Source organism: Stenotrophomonas sp. YJH_SMC_91, assembly GCF_059368495.1.
In genome coordinates this window covers 215658-231728 of record NZ_JCAFRT010000005.1, presented here as the reverse complement: position 1 = coordinate 231728, position 16071 = coordinate 215658, and the positions used below count along the sequence as shown (strand labels likewise).

The 16071-nt window shown below is 67.4% G+C and carries 12 protein-coding genes and 1 pseudogene; 4 read left to right on the top strand and 9 right to left on the bottom strand.

What is annotated here, in order from left to right:
* Positions 1-153: 153 nt before the first annotated feature.
* From AC5P5X_RS09575 to AC5P5X_RS09565, 3 genes are read right to left on the bottom strand one after another with little or no spacing between them, the layout of a single operon-like run.
* Positions 154-1473 carry a sensor histidine kinase gene (locus AC5P5X_RS09575; RefSeq protein WP_099523850.1) on the bottom strand — a complete coding sequence of 440 codons (1320 nt, stop codon included), beginning with the start codon at positions 1471-1473 and terminating at the stop codon, positions 154-156.
* A complete protein-coding gene (locus tag AC5P5X_RS09570) occupies positions 1470-2129 on the bottom strand; it encodes a response regulator transcription factor (RefSeq protein ID WP_099523851.1) in 660 nt (219 codons plus the stop codon). The genes AC5P5X_RS09575 and AC5P5X_RS09570 overlap by 4 nt, the downstream gene beginning before the upstream one ends.
* Positions 2129-2419 carry a PepSY domain-containing protein gene (locus tag AC5P5X_RS09565; RefSeq protein WP_012481470.1) on the bottom strand — a complete coding sequence of 97 codons (291 nt, stop codon included), beginning with the start codon at positions 2417-2419 and terminating at the stop codon, positions 2129-2131. Before AC5P5X_RS09565 ends, AC5P5X_RS09570 begins: the two co-directional genes overlap by 1 nt.
* 151 nt (positions 2420-2570) lie before the next feature.
* Between AC5P5X_RS09565 and AC5P5X_RS09560 the strand changes: the two genes are divergently transcribed.
* Positions 2571-3005, top strand: coding sequence for a PepSY domain-containing protein (locus tag AC5P5X_RS09560; RefSeq protein ID WP_111189270.1), 435 nt, complete (start codon positions 2571-2573; stop codon positions 3003-3005).
* 129 nt (positions 3006-3134) lie between these two features.
* Here the strand turns inward: AC5P5X_RS09560 and AC5P5X_RS09555 are convergent, their stop codons facing one another.
* The 3 genes from AC5P5X_RS09555 to AC5P5X_RS09545 all read right to left on the bottom strand — a co-directional run bounded on the left by AC5P5X_RS09555 (position 3135) and on the right by AC5P5X_RS09545 (position 5458).
* Positions 3135-3617, bottom strand: coding sequence for a hypothetical protein (locus tag AC5P5X_RS09555; RefSeq protein WP_005411364.1), 483 nt, complete (start codon positions 3615-3617; stop codon positions 3135-3137).
* Between the two features lie 126 nt (positions 3618-3743).
* A complete protein-coding gene (locus AC5P5X_RS09550) occupies positions 3744-4952 on the bottom strand; it encodes an NAD(P)/FAD-dependent oxidoreductase (protein WP_012481468.1) in 1209 nt (402 codons plus the stop codon).
* Positions 4953-4963: 11 nt separating this feature from the next.
* The gene (locus AC5P5X_RS09545) at positions 4964-5458 is read right to left on the bottom strand and encodes a lipocalin family protein (protein ID WP_099523853.1); all 495 of its coding nucleotides are present in this window, start codon (positions 5456-5458) and stop codon (positions 4964-4966) included.
* Between the two features lie 182 nt (positions 5459-5640).
* On the opposite strand from AC5P5X_RS09545, the gene AC5P5X_RS09540 reads away from it, so the two are divergent.
* Together AC5P5X_RS09540 and AC5P5X_RS09535 are read left to right on the top strand one after the other, a co-directional pair.
* A complete protein-coding gene (locus AC5P5X_RS09540) occupies positions 5641-5889 on the top strand; it encodes a hypothetical protein (RefSeq protein ID WP_005414723.1) in 249 nt (82 codons plus the stop codon).
* Positions 5890-6223: 334 nt separating this feature from the next.
* The gene (locus tag AC5P5X_RS09535; RefSeq protein WP_050426961.1) at positions 6224-8653 is read left to right on the top strand and encodes a DUF3772 domain-containing protein; all 2430 of its coding nucleotides are present in this window, start codon (positions 6224-6226) and stop codon (positions 8651-8653) included.
* A gap of 540 nt (positions 8654-9193) precedes the next feature.
* On the opposite strand, the gene AC5P5X_RS09530 is transcribed toward AC5P5X_RS09535, so the two are convergent.
* A complete protein-coding gene (locus AC5P5X_RS09530) occupies positions 9194-11299 on the bottom strand; it encodes a phosphoglycerol transferase I (protein WP_032967261.1) in 2106 nt (701 codons plus the stop codon).
* Between the two features lie 244 nt (positions 11300-11543).
* A pseudogene (locus AC5P5X_RS09525) lies at positions 11544-13190 on the bottom strand (ABC1 kinase family protein); the annotation flags it as partial.
* Positions 13191-13397: 207 nt separating this feature from the next.
* Here AC5P5X_RS09525 and AC5P5X_RS09520 point away from each other — a divergent pair.
* The gene (locus AC5P5X_RS09520; RefSeq protein ID WP_005411357.1) at positions 13398-14324 is read left to right on the top strand and encodes a DUF808 domain-containing protein; all 927 of its coding nucleotides are present in this window, start codon (positions 13398-13400) and stop codon (positions 14322-14324) included.
* A gap of 107 nt (positions 14325-14431) precedes the next feature.
* Here the strand turns inward: AC5P5X_RS09520 and AC5P5X_RS09515 are convergent, their stop codons facing one another.
* Positions 14432-15970 carry a GGDEF domain-containing protein gene (locus AC5P5X_RS09515; protein ID WP_049460386.1) on the bottom strand — a complete coding sequence of 513 codons (1539 nt, stop codon included), beginning with the start codon at positions 15968-15970 and terminating at the stop codon, positions 14432-14434.
* Positions 15971-16071 lie beyond the last annotated feature (101 nt).

The following is a 16071-nucleotide window of genomic DNA, read 5'->3' as shown; positions in this document are numbered from 1 at the left end:
AGGTTGGCCAATGTGGACACCTACCGGGTGCACGGCGACCGGTAGGATTGGCGCTTGGTAGAGCCGGCCGCTGGCCGGCTTCCGCAGGGCGTTTCCGGTGACCACGTGGTTGCCGGCCAGCGGCCGGCACTACCCACCGTTTGGTTGGCCGCTTCACCCCACCGGCAACCACAACGTTGCGCGCAGGCCGGGCTGCGCATTTTCCAGCGCCAGGCGCCCGCCATAACTGGCGGCGATATCGCCCACGATGGCCAACCCCAATCCACTGCTGCCCTCACGCTCATCCACGCGTACACCACGCTGTGTGACCTGGGACAGCGCATCCGCCGCCAGGCCAGGGCCGTCATCACGCACTTCGATGCGCAACTGCCCGTCGTGGGCTTCCGCTTCGACAGTGACCTGCTGTTGCGCCCACCGCCCGGCGTTGTCCAACAGATTACCCAGCATCTCTTCCAGATCCGCACTGGCACCGGCGAACTGCAACGCCGGATCAATGCCTACCGCTGTGAACGCAATGCCGCGTTCGCCATGCACGCGTGCCATCAGCCGGCACAGCGCCTGCGCGACAGTCGCCACGTCGGTGCGTTGGCGATGGTCGGCGGCCAACCCAGCGGCCAGGTAGCGGTCGACACTGGCCTGCATGCGGGCGCTCTGCTCACGAACGGTCGCCCGCCAGTCCCTGCCGTCGCCGTCGGCCTCGGTGGCCAATACGCTCAGCGGGGTTTTCAGCGCATGCGCCAGATCCTGTGCACTGGTACGCGCGCGTGCGACCATGCGTTGCTGGTGCTCCAGCAGCGCGTTGAGTTCTTCGCCCAGTGGCGCGACCTCCGCCCCAAGTCCCTGCGTCTCGATGCGCTGCGCGTCGCCGCGACGAACCCGTTCCAGCTGTGCACCGAGGCGGTGCAGCGGACGCAATCCGAAGTGGACCTGGCTGGCGAGCACCGCCAGCCAGGCCGCGACCAGCACACCCAGCGCGATGGCGGTGCGCTTGCGGAACGCGGCCACATCCGCATCCAGCGCGCTGCGGTCGGTGGCAACCACGGCGACGAACGGTGCGCTGGCGCGCGGCAGGCGCACCTGTTGCACGCGTGCACGCAGGGACTGCTGGAGTGGCCCAGCCAGATTGCGCGTGGCCGCACCTGTGGCCATGGCCGGCAGGGTTTCATCCCACAGCGAGCGCGACTGCAGCAGCACGCGGCCATCGGCACCGGCAATCTGCCAATAGGCACCGGAGAACACGCGCTGGAAGCGCGCGTCATTCGGTTCCTGGCGCAGGCGCAGCTGTCCTTCGGGGTCCACTTCGGCCTGCGCCAGCAGGGTCAGCATGTCCTGCTGCAGTTCGTGGTCGAGGCGGTCACGCGCGCTGCGCTTGAACAGTTCGCCCAGCAGCGCGCTGGCCAGCAGCGAAACCAGCAGCAGGCCGGCGCCGCCAGCCAGCAGCAGGCGCCGTCGCAGGGAGGGTTGCCGGCTCACGGCGCGGCCAGCCGCCAGCCCTGGCCGCGCACGGTCTGGATCAGATCGATGCCGAGCTTGCGGCGCACGCGTCCGAGCAGCACGTCCAGCGCATTGGAGTCCGGGTCGTGGCCGCCCTCGAACACCTGTTCGCCCAGGCGATCGCGACCGATGACCTGGCCGCTGTGATGGATGAAGTAGCTGAGCAGGCGGAACTCCTGCGGGCTGAGCGACAGCGCCTGCCCATCCAGCTCAAAGCGGCCGGCGTTGACGTCCAGCTGCAGCGGCCCGCAGTGCAGGCGCGGGCTGGCGTGGCCATGGCTGCGGCGGATCAGGGCGCGCAGGCGCAGCACCAGTTCGTCGGCCTGGAACGGTTTGGTGAGGTAATCGTCGGCGCCTGCGTCGAATCCGGCCAGCTTGTCGTGCCAGCGCCCGCGTGCGGTCAGCACCAGCACCGGGAAGCTGCGGCCGTTGCCGCGCCAGCGCTCGATCACGCTCAATCCGTCCAGCCCGGGCAGGCCCAGGTCGACGATGGCCGCCTGCAGGTCTTCGATCTGGCCGATCTCCTCGGCCTGGCGGCCGTCGGCGACCACGTGCACCACGTAGCCGGCCTGTTCCAGCAGGGGCACCAGGCGCTGTGCCAGTGCGGCATCGTCTTCGGCCAACAGGATGCGCATCAGTCGTCCAGCTCCGTCTTCAGCAGCCTTCCGCTGCGCGCATCATAGTCCAGCTCCACCACCACGCCGTCGCCGCGCAGGATCTCCACTTCGTAGACGCCGTCGTCCAGCTCCACTTCCAGCAGTTGGCCCGGAAAGCGCTTGAGCGCATCGCGCACCACGCTTTCCAATGGCACGTAGCGGCCCTGCTGCACGGCGCGGCGCGCGACCTGCTGCGCCGGGTCCTGTGCGGGCGCGGCGGCGGTCGGGGCGCTGGCCAGGGCCAGCAGCAGGGGCAGGGTGGAGAGCATCGGGGCGCGGGGAGGACTGTAGGACCAGGCGTGAGTGTGGCGGAGGTGACTAACAGCTGGCTAACAGTGCCGGCTAAGGCGCTGTTAACCACGGGGTGCATTGTGGCGTTGCCGGGATGGTCCGGCCACGAACACGAACAGGAGAACCCCCATGTTGAAGTCACTCACCCTCGCCACTGTTGCCCTGCTGGCCGTCGCGCCGGCCGTACAGGCTGCGCCGCTGGGCATGGCCCAGGTTGAACAGACCCTGCGCAAGGCCGGCTACACCCGGATCCATGAGATCGAACGGGATGATGGCCTGTGGGAGGCTGACGTGAGCCTCGCCGATGGCCGCTTCAGCGAGGTCTACGTGGACCCGAAGACCGGCGAGATCTTCGATGAGCACAGCAGCCGCGCGCTGTTGACCACCGAGCAGGTGCTGGCACGGGCACAGGCGCATGGCCTGCGCGAGATCCATTCGCTGGAACGCGATGGTGCGACCTGGTCGCTCGAAGCCCGCAATGCCCGCAACCAGAAGGTAGAGGTGCGCCTGAGCGGTTATGACGGCCGCATCCTGCACAGCGAGCGCGATGGCTGGCTGGATTGATTCCAGATCCGGTAGATGCCGACCTTGGTCGGCATACGGGGAAGAAGCGTGTCGACCAAGGTCGACACCTACCGGGCATAGGCACCGGTGGTGGCCGACCTTGGTCGGCCCAGGCGCGGGTGCCAGCCCTTACCAGCCGAACGGCGGCGGGTAGTCCCAGTAGCCCGGCCCGCGGCCGTAGTAGCCACCATACGGGCCGAAGAAGCCCGGGCCCTTGCCCTCGCTCACGTGGATGTTGACGTTGACCCCGTGGGTCTTGCCCTCATCGGTGGTGTAGTTCTTGCTCAGGTTCAGCGTGGCGGCGTTGTAGTGGCTGTTGCCACCGTTCTTGGAATAGCCGATACCGGTGGTGAAGCTGCCGGATACCTTGACCTTGTCATCGGTGACGTCGGCGATCTTCGCGTCGTCGTGCACGCGCGGGCCGCTCTTGTCACCGTAGTACGTGCCCGGCGGGTCCTGCTGCAGGGCCGGGTCGTTGAGGTAGCGCATCGGCGCCTGCGGCAGCGTCAGGTCCAGGCCGGCAGCCTGCGGCGCGGTGGCGCCGGCGGCGGACTGGGCCAGCACGGTTCCCGGCAGGGCCAGGCACAGCAGCAGGGTCAGGGGGCGGATCATGACGGTGCTCCAGCGGACAGATGGCCGCGCAACACGCGGCGGTACAGGCCGACGCTAGCAGGGGCTGCTTGAATGATGCCTGTCGGCGCCCGCTCGCGGTAGAGCCAGGCCATGCCTGGCTGCAGGCTACAACCGCCCGAACCCGAACAGCCCCGCCAGCGGATGCGCCCGCCGCTCGATCCCGGCCCGCAGCAGCTGCGCGCCGATCATCGAATAGGTGATGCCGTTGCCGCCGTAGGCCATGGCGAAGTGCACCCGCGGCCCCCACTGATCGTGCGGGCCGAAGAACGGCAGGCCGTCCGCCGTTTCGGCGAAGGTGCCGGCCCAGGAAAACGCCGGCACCGGGTCCAGCCGTGGGAACCAATGCAGCAGCTGCTTCATCAGCTTGTCGGCCTTGCTCTGAACGCGCCGGTCGCGGCGGGCGGGGATGTCGATGGCGTCGTCCAGCCCGCCCACCAGCAGGCGACGGTCGCCGGTGGCGCGCAGGTACAGGTAGGGGCGGGCGCTCTCCCACACCATGGTGGTGCGCAGCCGGCCGAGCACGTCCGCATCGATGGGATCGGTGATGAAGGCGTAGCTGCTGCGGTTGCGTGCAACCCGTTGCTTGAGCCAGCGCTGGTTGGCATAGCCCATGGCCAGCACCACGTGGCGTGCGCGGATGGTGGCACCGTCTTCGGTACGGGCGGTCACCCCGCGCGCAGTGGCGTCGAGGCTGTGCAGCACCGTGCGGTCATGCACGTGGCCGCCGCGCCGACGCAGGCGCTGCAGCAGTGCATAGGTCAGCCGATACGGATCGACCCGCGCCGCCTGGCGCGTGAGCAGGGCACCACCGGCGTCCACGTCGAAGCGTTCCTGCAGTGCCTCCGGGCCCAGCCAGCGGGCATCCAGACCGATGCTGCGCCGCGCCTCACCTTCGGCCATCAGGCGCGGAACGTCGCGATGGCGGCTGGCCAGGTACAGGCTGTCCATGCGCTGGAAATCCACGTCCTTCAACCCGCGTGCCACGTCGCCCAGCGCTGGGATTGCTTCCGCACACGCCCGATAGGCAAGCGCCGCGGCGTCCTGGCCATAGCGCTGGGCCAGTTCCAGCAGGTGGGTGTCGATCTCGTACTGCAGCAGCGCGGTGCTGGCAGCGGTGCTGCCCCAGCCGATGTCACGCTGCTCGATCACCGCCACGTCGTGGCCATGCCCGGACAACTCGTCGGCAATCAGCGCACCGGTGATGCCGCCGCCGACCACCAGCACGTCGCAGCGCAGATCCCGCTCCAGCGGTGGGAAGGCGTGGATCAGGCCGTTGCGCACCGCCCACCAGGGGTAGCCACTCTTCAGGTCCATGAGTGGGCGGCTCAGGCTGTGGGGCGACCGGTGTGCGGGGTGTGGATCAGTTCGGACAGATCGAAGCCCTGCAGGCGGGCGGTAGCCAGATAATGATCCTGCACGGTGGAGTCCAGCTGCGGTTCGCGGGCCAGCAGCCACAGGTACTTGCGGTCCGGGCTGCCGACCAGCGCCACGCTGTAGTCCGGAGCGACCTGGATCACCCAGTAGTCGCCCTTGGCGAACGGCAACCAGCGCAGGCCCTTGGGCAGGAAGCTCACCTCCAGGCGCGCGCTGTCGTTGTCGACGGCACAGGCCTCGCCGGTGGCTTCCTCGACGTCGCCGTCCATGCGGCAGCGGTTGGTGACGCCGACGTTGCCGTTGTCGAGCAGGGTGTAGTGCGCCGACACATCGGTGCAGCCTTCCGGCTCGTGGCGCATCGGCAGGCGTGCGATTTCGTACCAGGTGCCCAGGTAGCGGGGCAGCTTGAGGTCGGCGACGGTCTTCAGCGGCGGGTGGTCGGTCATCGGCGGTCGTGGCAGGGGTGGGCCTCCACGATGCCGATGGCCTTGCCATGGGCGGGTGAAGCCGGGGCGATGGCCGTGTCCAGAACGTTCCGTCGCCGCTGCGGCGTGCCCGTTGTCACCGGCGTGGCGGTATGCTGCCGCCAGCGCCGTGTTTTCCTGATCCAACCGAAGTGGAGGTGCCGATGTACCAGGTGATCCTGTTGAAGAGTGAATCCGCGTTCGCGCGCGAGCAGTGGCCGCAGGTTGATGACCTGGTCGACTACGAGGGCGTCAGCTACAGCCTGCGTGCCGGCCCGCGCCAGCCGCTGCCCACCGACCACGACTGGCACCCGGTGGCGGTGTACGCGCCCGATGAGATCACCGAGGAAGAGTTCCAGGACTGGTACGCGCTGCAGCAGCCGGCCGTCGAAGAGCTGCGCCTGAAGTACTGACTTCGCCGGCGTGGCGCGCGTGCGCGCGGAAACGTGGGCGGGGTGAACCGATGGGGTAGAGTCGACTGTTGGTCGACTGCTCTTCGCTGGACGCTGTGCCAAAGCCCGCGCTGCGCGCGATAGTCGACTAACAGTCGACTCTACCCAGTCGATTCGCCCGGCCACGATCACCCCGCCGCAATCGCCAGGCCGTTATCGCCCCGTCGTGACCACCCCGCGCCATCACCCCGTCGAAGCTCCCATCGCGGTGGGTGTGGTCCTCTGAGCCACCATCCAGCCTTTACCGCCTGTGCCGTATAGTCGCGCGCAGGCGCGGTGGTCCGCGCGAAACGGTGTGGCTGGCGTGTCTTCTTTCCTGCGATCGATCCGTGCACGGGGGCCTTGGCTGGCCCTGCTGCTGTGCACTGCCTTCCTGCTGTCCGCACCGGTGCTGGCCCAGGATGAGGACCCCACGCCGAAGCAGCAACTGGCGGACATCGATTCCAGGCTGAAGGAGGTCGAGCGCAAGCGGGGCGATGCAGAGGCCATCGAGACACTGGCGATGCTGTCCGAGAATGCCTCGCAGGCCCGGCGCGATGCCGAAGCGCTGGAGAAGGCGTTGCAGCCGCAGCTGGATCGGATCAGCGAACAGCTGGCGCAGCTGGGCACGCCTGCGGAAGGCACCACCGAACCGCCGGAACTGGCCGCGCAACGACGCACCATCACCAAACAGCGCGACGGCCTGGCCGCGTCGGTAGCGCAGGCCAAGGCCAGTGCCGTGCGTGCCCAGCAGCTGGCAGCCGACATCGACCAGCAGCGCACTGCGCAACGCGCCGAAGACATGGGGAAGAAGGTCGCCTCGCCGTTATCTCCGGCGCTGTGGAGCAAGGTGGCCGAGCGCCTGCCGATCGATATCGCACGCGTCGCGCCGTTGGCCGAGCAGGGGCGCGATACGTTTGTTGCTGGTGTCCGGGCCAATGGCTGGGGCACGCCGTTGCTGGGCCTGCTGGCCGCGTTGGTGATGATGTTCCCGCTGCGGCTGTGGCTGCGCAGGCTGGGGCGGCGCTTTGCGGCGTCCGAGCGTGCGCCGGACGGTCGCCTGCGCCGCTCCGGCCTGGCCATGTGGCTGCTGCTGGTCGGTACGCTGCTGCCCGGCTATGCCGTGGTGGTGCTGATGGCAGCGCTCGATGCGATCGATGCGATCGCGCCGCGCCTGCAGGTGGTGGCCGACGGCCTGGAGACGGCCACCTTCCGCGCCGCCTTCATTGCGGCGCTCAGCGCGTGCATGCTGGTACCCAAGCGTCCGTCGTGGCGGTTGCTGAATCTGGATGACACCGCCGCACTCAAGCTGCGCAAGTACGCGTGGGGCGCGGCGGCGCTGGCCTGGCTGAGCACGGTGCTGGTCGCCCTCGATCAGGCCACGCGTACCAGCGACGTCACCACGGTGGCGCTGGACGGCCTGATTGCGCTGACCTACCTCGGCCTGATCATGGCCATGCTGGTGACCCTGGCACGCCTGCATCGCCGGCAGACCGCCGAGGCCGAGGCCAAGCTGGAGGCACAGGCCGATGGCGTGGGCGCGGCCACGCCGGTGCGTCGCAGCAGCTGGCTGGTACTGGCCCGGGTAGCGGGCAACATCGCGGTGGTGGCGGCCATCATTGCCACATTGCTGGGCTACCTGAACTTCGCCAAGTTCGTGAACCAGCAGCTGATCGGCGGCAGCATCGTGGTGCTGGCCGCGACCCTGCTGTTCAAGTTCGTCGATGACCTGAGCACCTGGATGCTCAACGCCGACAGCAAGGTTGGCCAGACCATCCTGCTCAGCACCGGCCTGAGCGTATCGCGGCTGGAGCAGGCCGGCGTGCTGCTGTCGGCGGCGCTGCGTACCGTGGTCGTGCTGCTCACGCTGCTTGCCCTGGTGGCGCCGTTCGGCAACATCGGCGCGGTGGTGGAGCGCTTCACTTCACTGTTCACGACCGGATTCGATATCGGTGGCACCAAGCTGGCACCGGCGGGGATCGTGTTGGCGGTACTGGCGCTGCTGGCCGGCCTGGCGATCACCCAGCTGGTGCAGCGCTGGCTGACCGACACCTACCTGCCCAAGACCGAACTGGATCTGGGCGCACGCAATTCGGTCAGTACGGTTGCCCGTTACGTGGGCATCATCATCGCGGTGATCTGGGCGCTGAGCGCGATGGGCCTGCAGCTGAGCAAGCTGGCGTTGCTGGTCAGTGCGCTGTCAGTGGGTATCGGTTTCGGCCTGCAGGTGATCACCCAGAACTTCGTCTCCGGCCTGATCCTGCTGGCCGAGCGCCCGGTGAAGATCGGCGACTGGGTGAAGCTGGGCGACCAGGAGGGCGACATCCGCCGCATCAGCCTGCGTTCGACCGAGATCCAGGTGGGCGACAAGTCGACGCTGATCGTGCCCAACTCCGAGCTGGTCACCAAGACCGTGCGCAACATGACGATGGGCAACAACCAGGGCCGCATCCAGATCCAGTTCGCGGTGCCGCCCAGCACCGATGTCGGCAACCTGCGGCAGGCGTTGCTGGATGCGTACACCGCGCATACCAACGTGCTGAAGCAGCCGGCGCCGACGGTCTACATCGACAGCATTGCCGGTGGCCAGATCACCATCAACAGCTTCGCGTACGTGGCCAGCCCGCGGCAGGTCTACGCCACCCGCAGCGATCTGTACTTCAGCCTGCTGCAGATACTGGCGGAGCGGAACATTCCGCTGTCGACCCCGACCGATATCCACATCACCCGCGATCCGCAGGAGTAGGGGGTGTTCTGCAGGGCTGCGCCCTGCACCCGCAGTAGTGCCGGCCGCTGGCCGGCAAGATCAACATCAAAAGCTGGCTATCCGTGGGATGGCGGGGTGGGTCCGGTTGCGGGAGACGCCGTAAACCCATCCATGGGGGCTTGGCCGCGGCATCCATGCCGCGGACACTCCCGCAACCGGACCCACCCCGCCTTCGACAGATTTCTGCGATCTGTTGGAATTGCTTTTGGGGTCAGATCCGTTTTCCGGAGGAAAACGGATCTGACCCCATTTTGATTTTCGATAACTGACAGATTGTGTCGACCAAGGTCGACGCCTACCGACAGCCGCAGGAATCTGTCAGAGGTGGGGCGGTGTCGGAGTGCGGGGTGTCAGCCGCATGGATGCGGCTGACAAGCCTCCAGGGACGGATCTACGGCGTCCCCGCACTCCGACACCGCCCCGCCCAACCACGGAATGCACGCTGTTGCCGTTGCTTCTGAGGTTGCCGGCCAGCGGCTGGCACTACCACGGGTGCAGGGCGCAGCCCTGCAAAGAGCCCTACCCCCGCGGTCGGCCGCGCGAGGGCACCAGTGCGAACGTGTCCACCGCCAGCTTCTCGGCATGGTTCAACCACGCGCGGATTTCCAGATCATCCACTTCGTGGTCCAGCCCGAACGACACGTTGATCTTGCCGTTGGCATCGGGCTGCACCCACTGCTGGGCCAGCACCACCTTGCGCTGCGAGGACACCGCTTCGATCCAGAAGCCACGATCCGGCCGCGTACTCGCCACCAGCTGCAGCATGTACTGGCCGGCGCGGGTGCGGCGACCCTTCTGGGTGATCATGTGCGCCTGGCGCACGCTCGGGCGCGGGCCCTGGAATGCGTCCAGCGGTGCGTCCACGGCAATGCCGCCACGCAGGTCGTTGTCACGGTACAGCTTGATGCCGTTGTCACGGTTGACCAGCAGGGCGCACCAGTCGCCGTCGGCCGAGCCGTCCTCGAACGCGGTGCAGCGGTCGACATAGGCCAGGGTGTTGTCCGGGTCGGCATCATCGAACTGGCGCGAGGTGTTCTCCAGATACACGGACTTCAGGCCCCAGTCCTTGTCGTACTCCAGCAGCACCGGCGGCTGCACGTGCTGCAGGCCCACCACCACCTGGTCATCGCCATCGATCCTCAGCTCGCGGGTCGGCTCACCCAGCCACAGCGAGCGGGCGAAGGCGAGGTACTGCGGGTAATCTCGGCCGCCATCACGCTGGGTGGCCACGCTGGCGCTGGGCGCGCGCTGGGTATCGATCAGTGAACGGCCAAAGCCCATCGTCTTCAGGTTCGGGTCCAGCAGGCTGAGCAGGGTCGCACCCGAATCCAGGGTGGTGCCGGCGTCGGCGCTGAGCTGCTGCGGGGCAATGCCATCGCCCAGGAAAAGCAGCAGGTTCTCGCGCTTCTGCCGGGTCAGGATGTGGGTCAGATCGTTGGGCATCGCCAGGTGGTCGGAGGCGATCACGATCAGCGTGTCCTTGCCGTACGGGCTGGCCTGGATGCGTTCGACCAGCTGCGAGATCAGCCGGTCACTGCACTTGAGCGCGTTGAGCATGTTGATGTTGCCGTACTGGCTCTGGTAGCGCTCGCCCTTGCACGACACCGGCAGGTGGCCCGCCGGGTGGTGGGTGTCCATGGTGAGCGTGGTGAGCATGAACGGCGAGCCGGCGCGCGAGAGCTGTTCGAAGCGCTGGTAGGCGGTATCCAGCAGCACGTCGTCGTGCACGCCCCAGGCGGAGTAGTGGATGCGTCCGATCTTTTTCTGCTGCTTGAACCAGGCGAGGTCATGCACTTCGTCAAAACCGTGGCTGGCCAGGAACTGGCCCTTGCCGGCGAACTGGCCGTTGGCCCCGCCCAGGTAATGGTTGGTATAGCCCTGCTGCTTCAGGTAGTCGCCCAGGCACACTGCCTTAGGCAGGAAGCTGCCCATCCGGTCCATGCTGTTCTCATCGCCCTGCGAGGTGGTCAGCGGCACGCCGCACATCGACGACACCAGGCCGGCAATGGTCCAGCCGCTGCCCTCGGCCGAGGCCAGGTTGCGCACGTCCAGCGACTCGGACGCCAGCCGGTTGAGATTGGGCATCAGGCCCGGGAATACGTTTTCGTCCAGGTAGGTGCGCTCCAGGCTCTCGCCGTAGATCCAGACGATGTTGCGCGGGCGCTGCAGCGGCTGCGTCGGTACCTGGTATTCGGGGGCGATGCGGGCGAAGTCGACCGGGCGCAGCTGCTGGTACAGGCGTTGGCCGTCGCGGGCCAGCGGGCTGATCATGATCGTGGCCACCCACACGGCCGCGAAGCCCGCGAACAGCGCGCCACCGTGGCCGGGCCGGCGCCAGCGCTTCACCCGCGTGGCGAACAGCGGCAGCAGCGAGACCAGCGCCAGCACGATGAAGCCGGCGATGTAGCCCTTGAAGTCGGAGACTCCGGCGCCTTCCATGTCGGCGCCGAGGTGGTACAGCGTGGCGGCGTTGAGCCCATCACCGGACAGCTTGTCGATCAGCCACCATGCGCTGAGCGTGAGCAGCAGCAGCGAGAACGCACTGGCCTTCCACCACACCCATTTGCCGGACGCGAGGAACAACCAGCACAGCAGCAACAACGACAGCAGCAGTATCCAGAGCATAGGCAGCTTCGGCAGTGACGGGGTGGTGGTGATGGACGTCGTACCGACGCGTGTCCATCCGACCGGCGCTGCCGCAAGCACATGCATGTGACAGACCGATGACCCGATAGTGCATGCACGAACCTGACTGAAATGTTTGTTGAAATGACGCGCGCGAAATCGCGCTCAGAAGGTAAAACGAGCGTGAAAGGCTTCGTTGGATTGCATTAAAAACCGCATGAATACGGGTGTTTTCGTAGATTCGCTAGCGATGCCCGCGCTCTTCGCGTGCCCGCGCGCGACGATCGAACAGCAATGCACTGGTCACGATGCCAAGGCCGAGCACTACGCCGATGAACAACAGAATCAGGGCGATGAGCGGGTAGCCGAACAGATGCCAGCCGGTGTCGATCTTCATCATCATCGCGGCGGCCATGATCAATGCCGCGCTGATGATGCCGGCCGCCACGCGGTTGGCGATCTTCTGCAGGTTCTCCATCAGCCGCGATTCTTCCAGGCCCGTCACCTTCATCTGCAGACGGTTCTCGGCCAGCAGCGCCATGATGTCCGACAGCTTGCGCGGCCCATCGCGCAGCAGCTGCTGCAGCTCCATCGCCTCGCTGGCGATGTTGGCTGCGGACAGTGATTTTTTCAGGCGCGCACGCATCACGTGCTGCAGCTGGCGTTCGACGATACGGCGGGTATCCAGGTCCGGTGCCAGCAACCGGCATACGGTTTCCAGGTTGAGCAGCGCCTTGCCGAGCAGACTCAGTTCCGGCGGTGTGCGCAGGCCGCAGGCGGTGGCGATGCGCACCATGTCCAGCACCACGCGGCCTTCGGAGAAACTGCCGCTGGCGGCGTAGCGCGCGATCAGCTGGCCGGTCTCGCGCAGGTAGCGCTCTTCGTCGAAGGCCTCCAGCCGCGTGCTGATGCTGATCAGATCGTCGGCAACTTCCTCGCCACGGCCATCGACTGCGGCGAACAGAATCTTCAGCAGCCGCTCGCGCAGGCGTGGCGGCATGTGCGCGACCATGCCCAGGTCGAAGATCGCCAGCCGTCCATCGGGCATCACCCGCAGGTTGCCGGGGTGCGGGTCGGCGTGGATCTCGCCGTGCACGAAGATCTGGTCCAGGTAGCCGCGGATCAGCGCCGCCGCCAGCGGGTCCATCGATTGTTCGGTGCGGCGCACATCGGGAATCGCATCCACGCGCACGCCGGTGGCCAGTTCCATGGTCAGCACGCGCTGGCTGCTGTAGTCCCACAGCGGCTGCGGAATCCACAGGCGGCGGAACGGCTTCAGGTGTCGGCCGAAACGGGCCAGGTTCTCGGCCTCGGCGTGGTAGTCCAGCTCCTGCATCAGGGTCTTTGCGAACTCGTTGAGCCAGTCGCGCAGGCGCACGCGGCGGCCCACCTGGGTCAGGTGGTCGGCGGCCAGCGCGAAGCTGCGCAGCGCCTCCAGGTCCGAGCGAAGTTGTGCAGCCACTTCAGGCTTCTGCACTTTCACTGCCACCTGGCGTCCGTCGTGCAGCACCGCGCGATGCACCTGCGCGATCGAGGCACAGCCCAGCGGCTCGGGATCGAATGAGGCGAACAGCTTGTTCACCGGTGCGCCCAGCTCCTGCTCGACGATCGCATGGATGCGCTCGACCGGAATCTCGGCCACCTTTTCCTGCATGCGCTCCAGGGCTGTGGCGAACTCCACCGGCACCATGTCCGGGCGCGTGGACAGCATCTGGCCCAGCTTGACGAAGGTCGGGCCCAGCGCTTCCAGGTCGCTGACGAACTGTTCCGGGTTGCCGTCCGCGGGAACGTCGGCTGGATTGCCTGCGGCATCCAGGTTCATGCCCGAGAACACCCCTGAATGGCGATAGCGCATCAGCAGGCGCAGGATCTGGCTGCGCCGGTTCATGCCTTTGACCAGCGGAGGATTGCCATTGGCGGTGGGCGGATTGCTCAAGCGGAACTCCCATGCGACGAAGACAGGTAGCGCCGGCCACGGGCCGGCGATGTCCGGATTCCGCAGTGTCGCCGGGGGGCGGTGGGCACGCGGTGAATCCGACGTCTTCCGCAGTCCACACCGGATCGGTCAGAATCCGCTCATTCCCTCTCTGGACTTCCCATGGCCGGTGCCAGCCTGTTCGCCCTGCTCGACGATATCGCCACCCTCCTCGACGATGTCTCGGTCCTGACCAAGGTCGCGGCGAAGAAAACCGCCGGCGTGCTGGGCGACGACCTGGCGCTGAACGCGCAGCAGGTCACCGGGGTCAACGCCAACCGCGAACTGCCGGTGGTGTGGGCGGTGGCCAAGGGCTCGCTGGTCAACAAGGTGATCCTGGTGCCGGCAGCATTGGCGATCAGTGCGCTGGAGGCCTGGCTGCACAGCCGCGGCTGGAACGTGCCGCTGATCGTGCCGCTGATGATGATCGGCGGCGCGTTCCTGTGCTTTGAGGGCGTTGAGAAGCTGGCGCACCGGTTCCTGCACTCAGCCGAGGACGACGCCGAGCATCAGGCCGAGCGGCGCAAGGCGCTGGCCGACGCGCAGGTGGACATGGTGGCGTGGGAGAAGGACAAGGTGAAAGGCGCGATCCGCACCGACTTCATCCTGTCGGCCGAGATCATCGTACTGACCCTGGGCGTGGTCGCCACCGCATCGTTCACCAACCAGCTGGTCACGCTGGCCGTGGTTGCACTGGCGATGACGGTCTTCGTCTATGGGCTGGTGGCGGGCATCGTGAAGCTTGATGACGTCGGCCTGTACCTGTCGCGCAAGGGTGGGGCCGTGGCCGCCTTCGGTCGCGGCCTGGTGGCCTCGGCGCCGTGGCTGATGAAGTTCCTGTCGGTGGCCGGCACCATTGCCATGTTCCTGGTGGGCGGAGGCATCCTGGTGCACAACGTGCCGGCGCTGCACCACGCAGTACAGGCGATGGGCGGCGAGGGGCAGTGGGGCTGGCTGGTCAGCGCGGTGGGTAACATGGTGGTCGGCATCATCGCCGGCGCCATCGTGCTGGCGGCCGTGACCGGGTTCCAGAAGCTGCGCGGCAAGTAATCACCGGCGGGTCGCAAGGTAGAGGCCGACCTTGGTCGGCGCTTTGTTTGGCGCTCGTGCCAACCAAGGTTGGCACCTACCAAAGCGGTTCGCGACGGGCCGGACGGTCAGCCCGCCTGCACGCGGTTCTTGCCCTGTCGCTTGGCCGCATACAACGCGTCATCCGCACGGCGCAGCAGGGCCTCGGTATCGTCGCCCGGCTGCCATTGCGCCAGCCCGGCGCTGAAGTGCACCGGCACGCGGCGGTCCTGCACGGTCAGCACACGGTGCGCCAGTGAGCGTTGCAGGCGCTGCACGGTGGCCATGCTGTCGGCACCCTGGGTTTCCGGCAGCACCAGCACGAACTCGTCGCCACCCAGCCGTGCGATGCCGTCGGTAGCGCGCAGCAGCAGCCTGCAAACGGCCACCAGGTGCTGCAGCAACGCATCGCCGCCGGCGTGGCCGTGCGCCTCGTTGGTCAGGTGGAAATCATCCAGGTCGATCACCGCCACGCCCAGCGGTGAGTTGTTGCGCGCAGCACGCGCCAGTTCACGCTGCAGCAGTTCGTCCAGGCCGCGGCGGTTCAGCGCCTGGGTCAGCGGATCGATACGCGCCAGGTCACCGGCGGCACGCAGTTCCTGCTCCAGCTCGGCAATGCGCTGTTCGGCGCGTTCCACTTCCTGCCGCGCATTGGCCAGGTGATCGCGGGCCTGCGCGGCCTGTTGCTGCACCTTGCCGGTGTCGCGCATCACGTCCTGCAGCAGCTGGTTGAGGTCGGCGATGCTACGCGCCTCGCGCAGCTGCAGTGCGTAGCTGCCGATGCGGTCGTGGTATTCGCCGGTGCTGGTGGCCATGCCATCCATGCGCTCGATGAACTCGCCCATCAACCCGCGCATCGCCGCCTTCGAATCGTCGATGCCCTGGCGCAGCAGGCCCTGCTTGTAGATCACTTCGCGCAGTTCGGCACGGGTGCGCTCGACTGCCTCGGCTTCCAGCGGCCCGTCCAGCAGCTGGCGCACCGCCGCGATCTGGCCCTGCAGCCAGCTGCGGTCGTCCAGCAGCTCGCTCACGTTTTCCAACAGCAGCGCGAACAGTTCCAGCAGCAGCGCCTGCTGCTCCTGCCAGCTCTCGGCACGCACGCCGACCTGGTGCCCGAGTTCGCGCACGCCCTGCTCGATCGGCTCCAGTGCGGTACCCGGCTGCCACTGGCGCAGGCGCGTGGCCAGGGCCTGCGCTTGTTCGCGCAGATCCGGGTCGTGCTGCAGCAGGGCCACCACGGCGCCACCCAGCAGCAGCCGCAGCTGCTCGGACAGGCGCAGGCTTTCCGGCTGACCGTCCGGCGAATGCTGTTCGATGGTGCGGATGTACTTGTCGATCAGCTGCCGCATCGCGCGCCCGTAGCGCGGCCAATCGGCACTGGCCTGCGCCGACTGCAGGCGGTCGCCCATGTCACCCAGTTCGCCGGGCAGGGTGGCCATGCCGTTGGCGAAGGCGGCCAGCAGCGGTTCCGGCGCGTCGGCGCCGGCGAACAGCTGCTGCAGCGCCATGCCACCACCGCCCTGCAGTACCACGCGGTCGCCCAGCCCATCGTCCACCACCGCGCGCACGCGTGCCGGCGGCCCAAGGGCGGTACCGGGGGCAGGGCGGTGGTCGGGCTGGTCCGTCATGGAGCGAATCCTGGGGCTGGCAGGGACTGGTTCCAGCATATCGGCGCGGTCGCCGACGGCTTGAACGGCTAGGATGGGCGACAGGATGCCGCAGTGGAGGT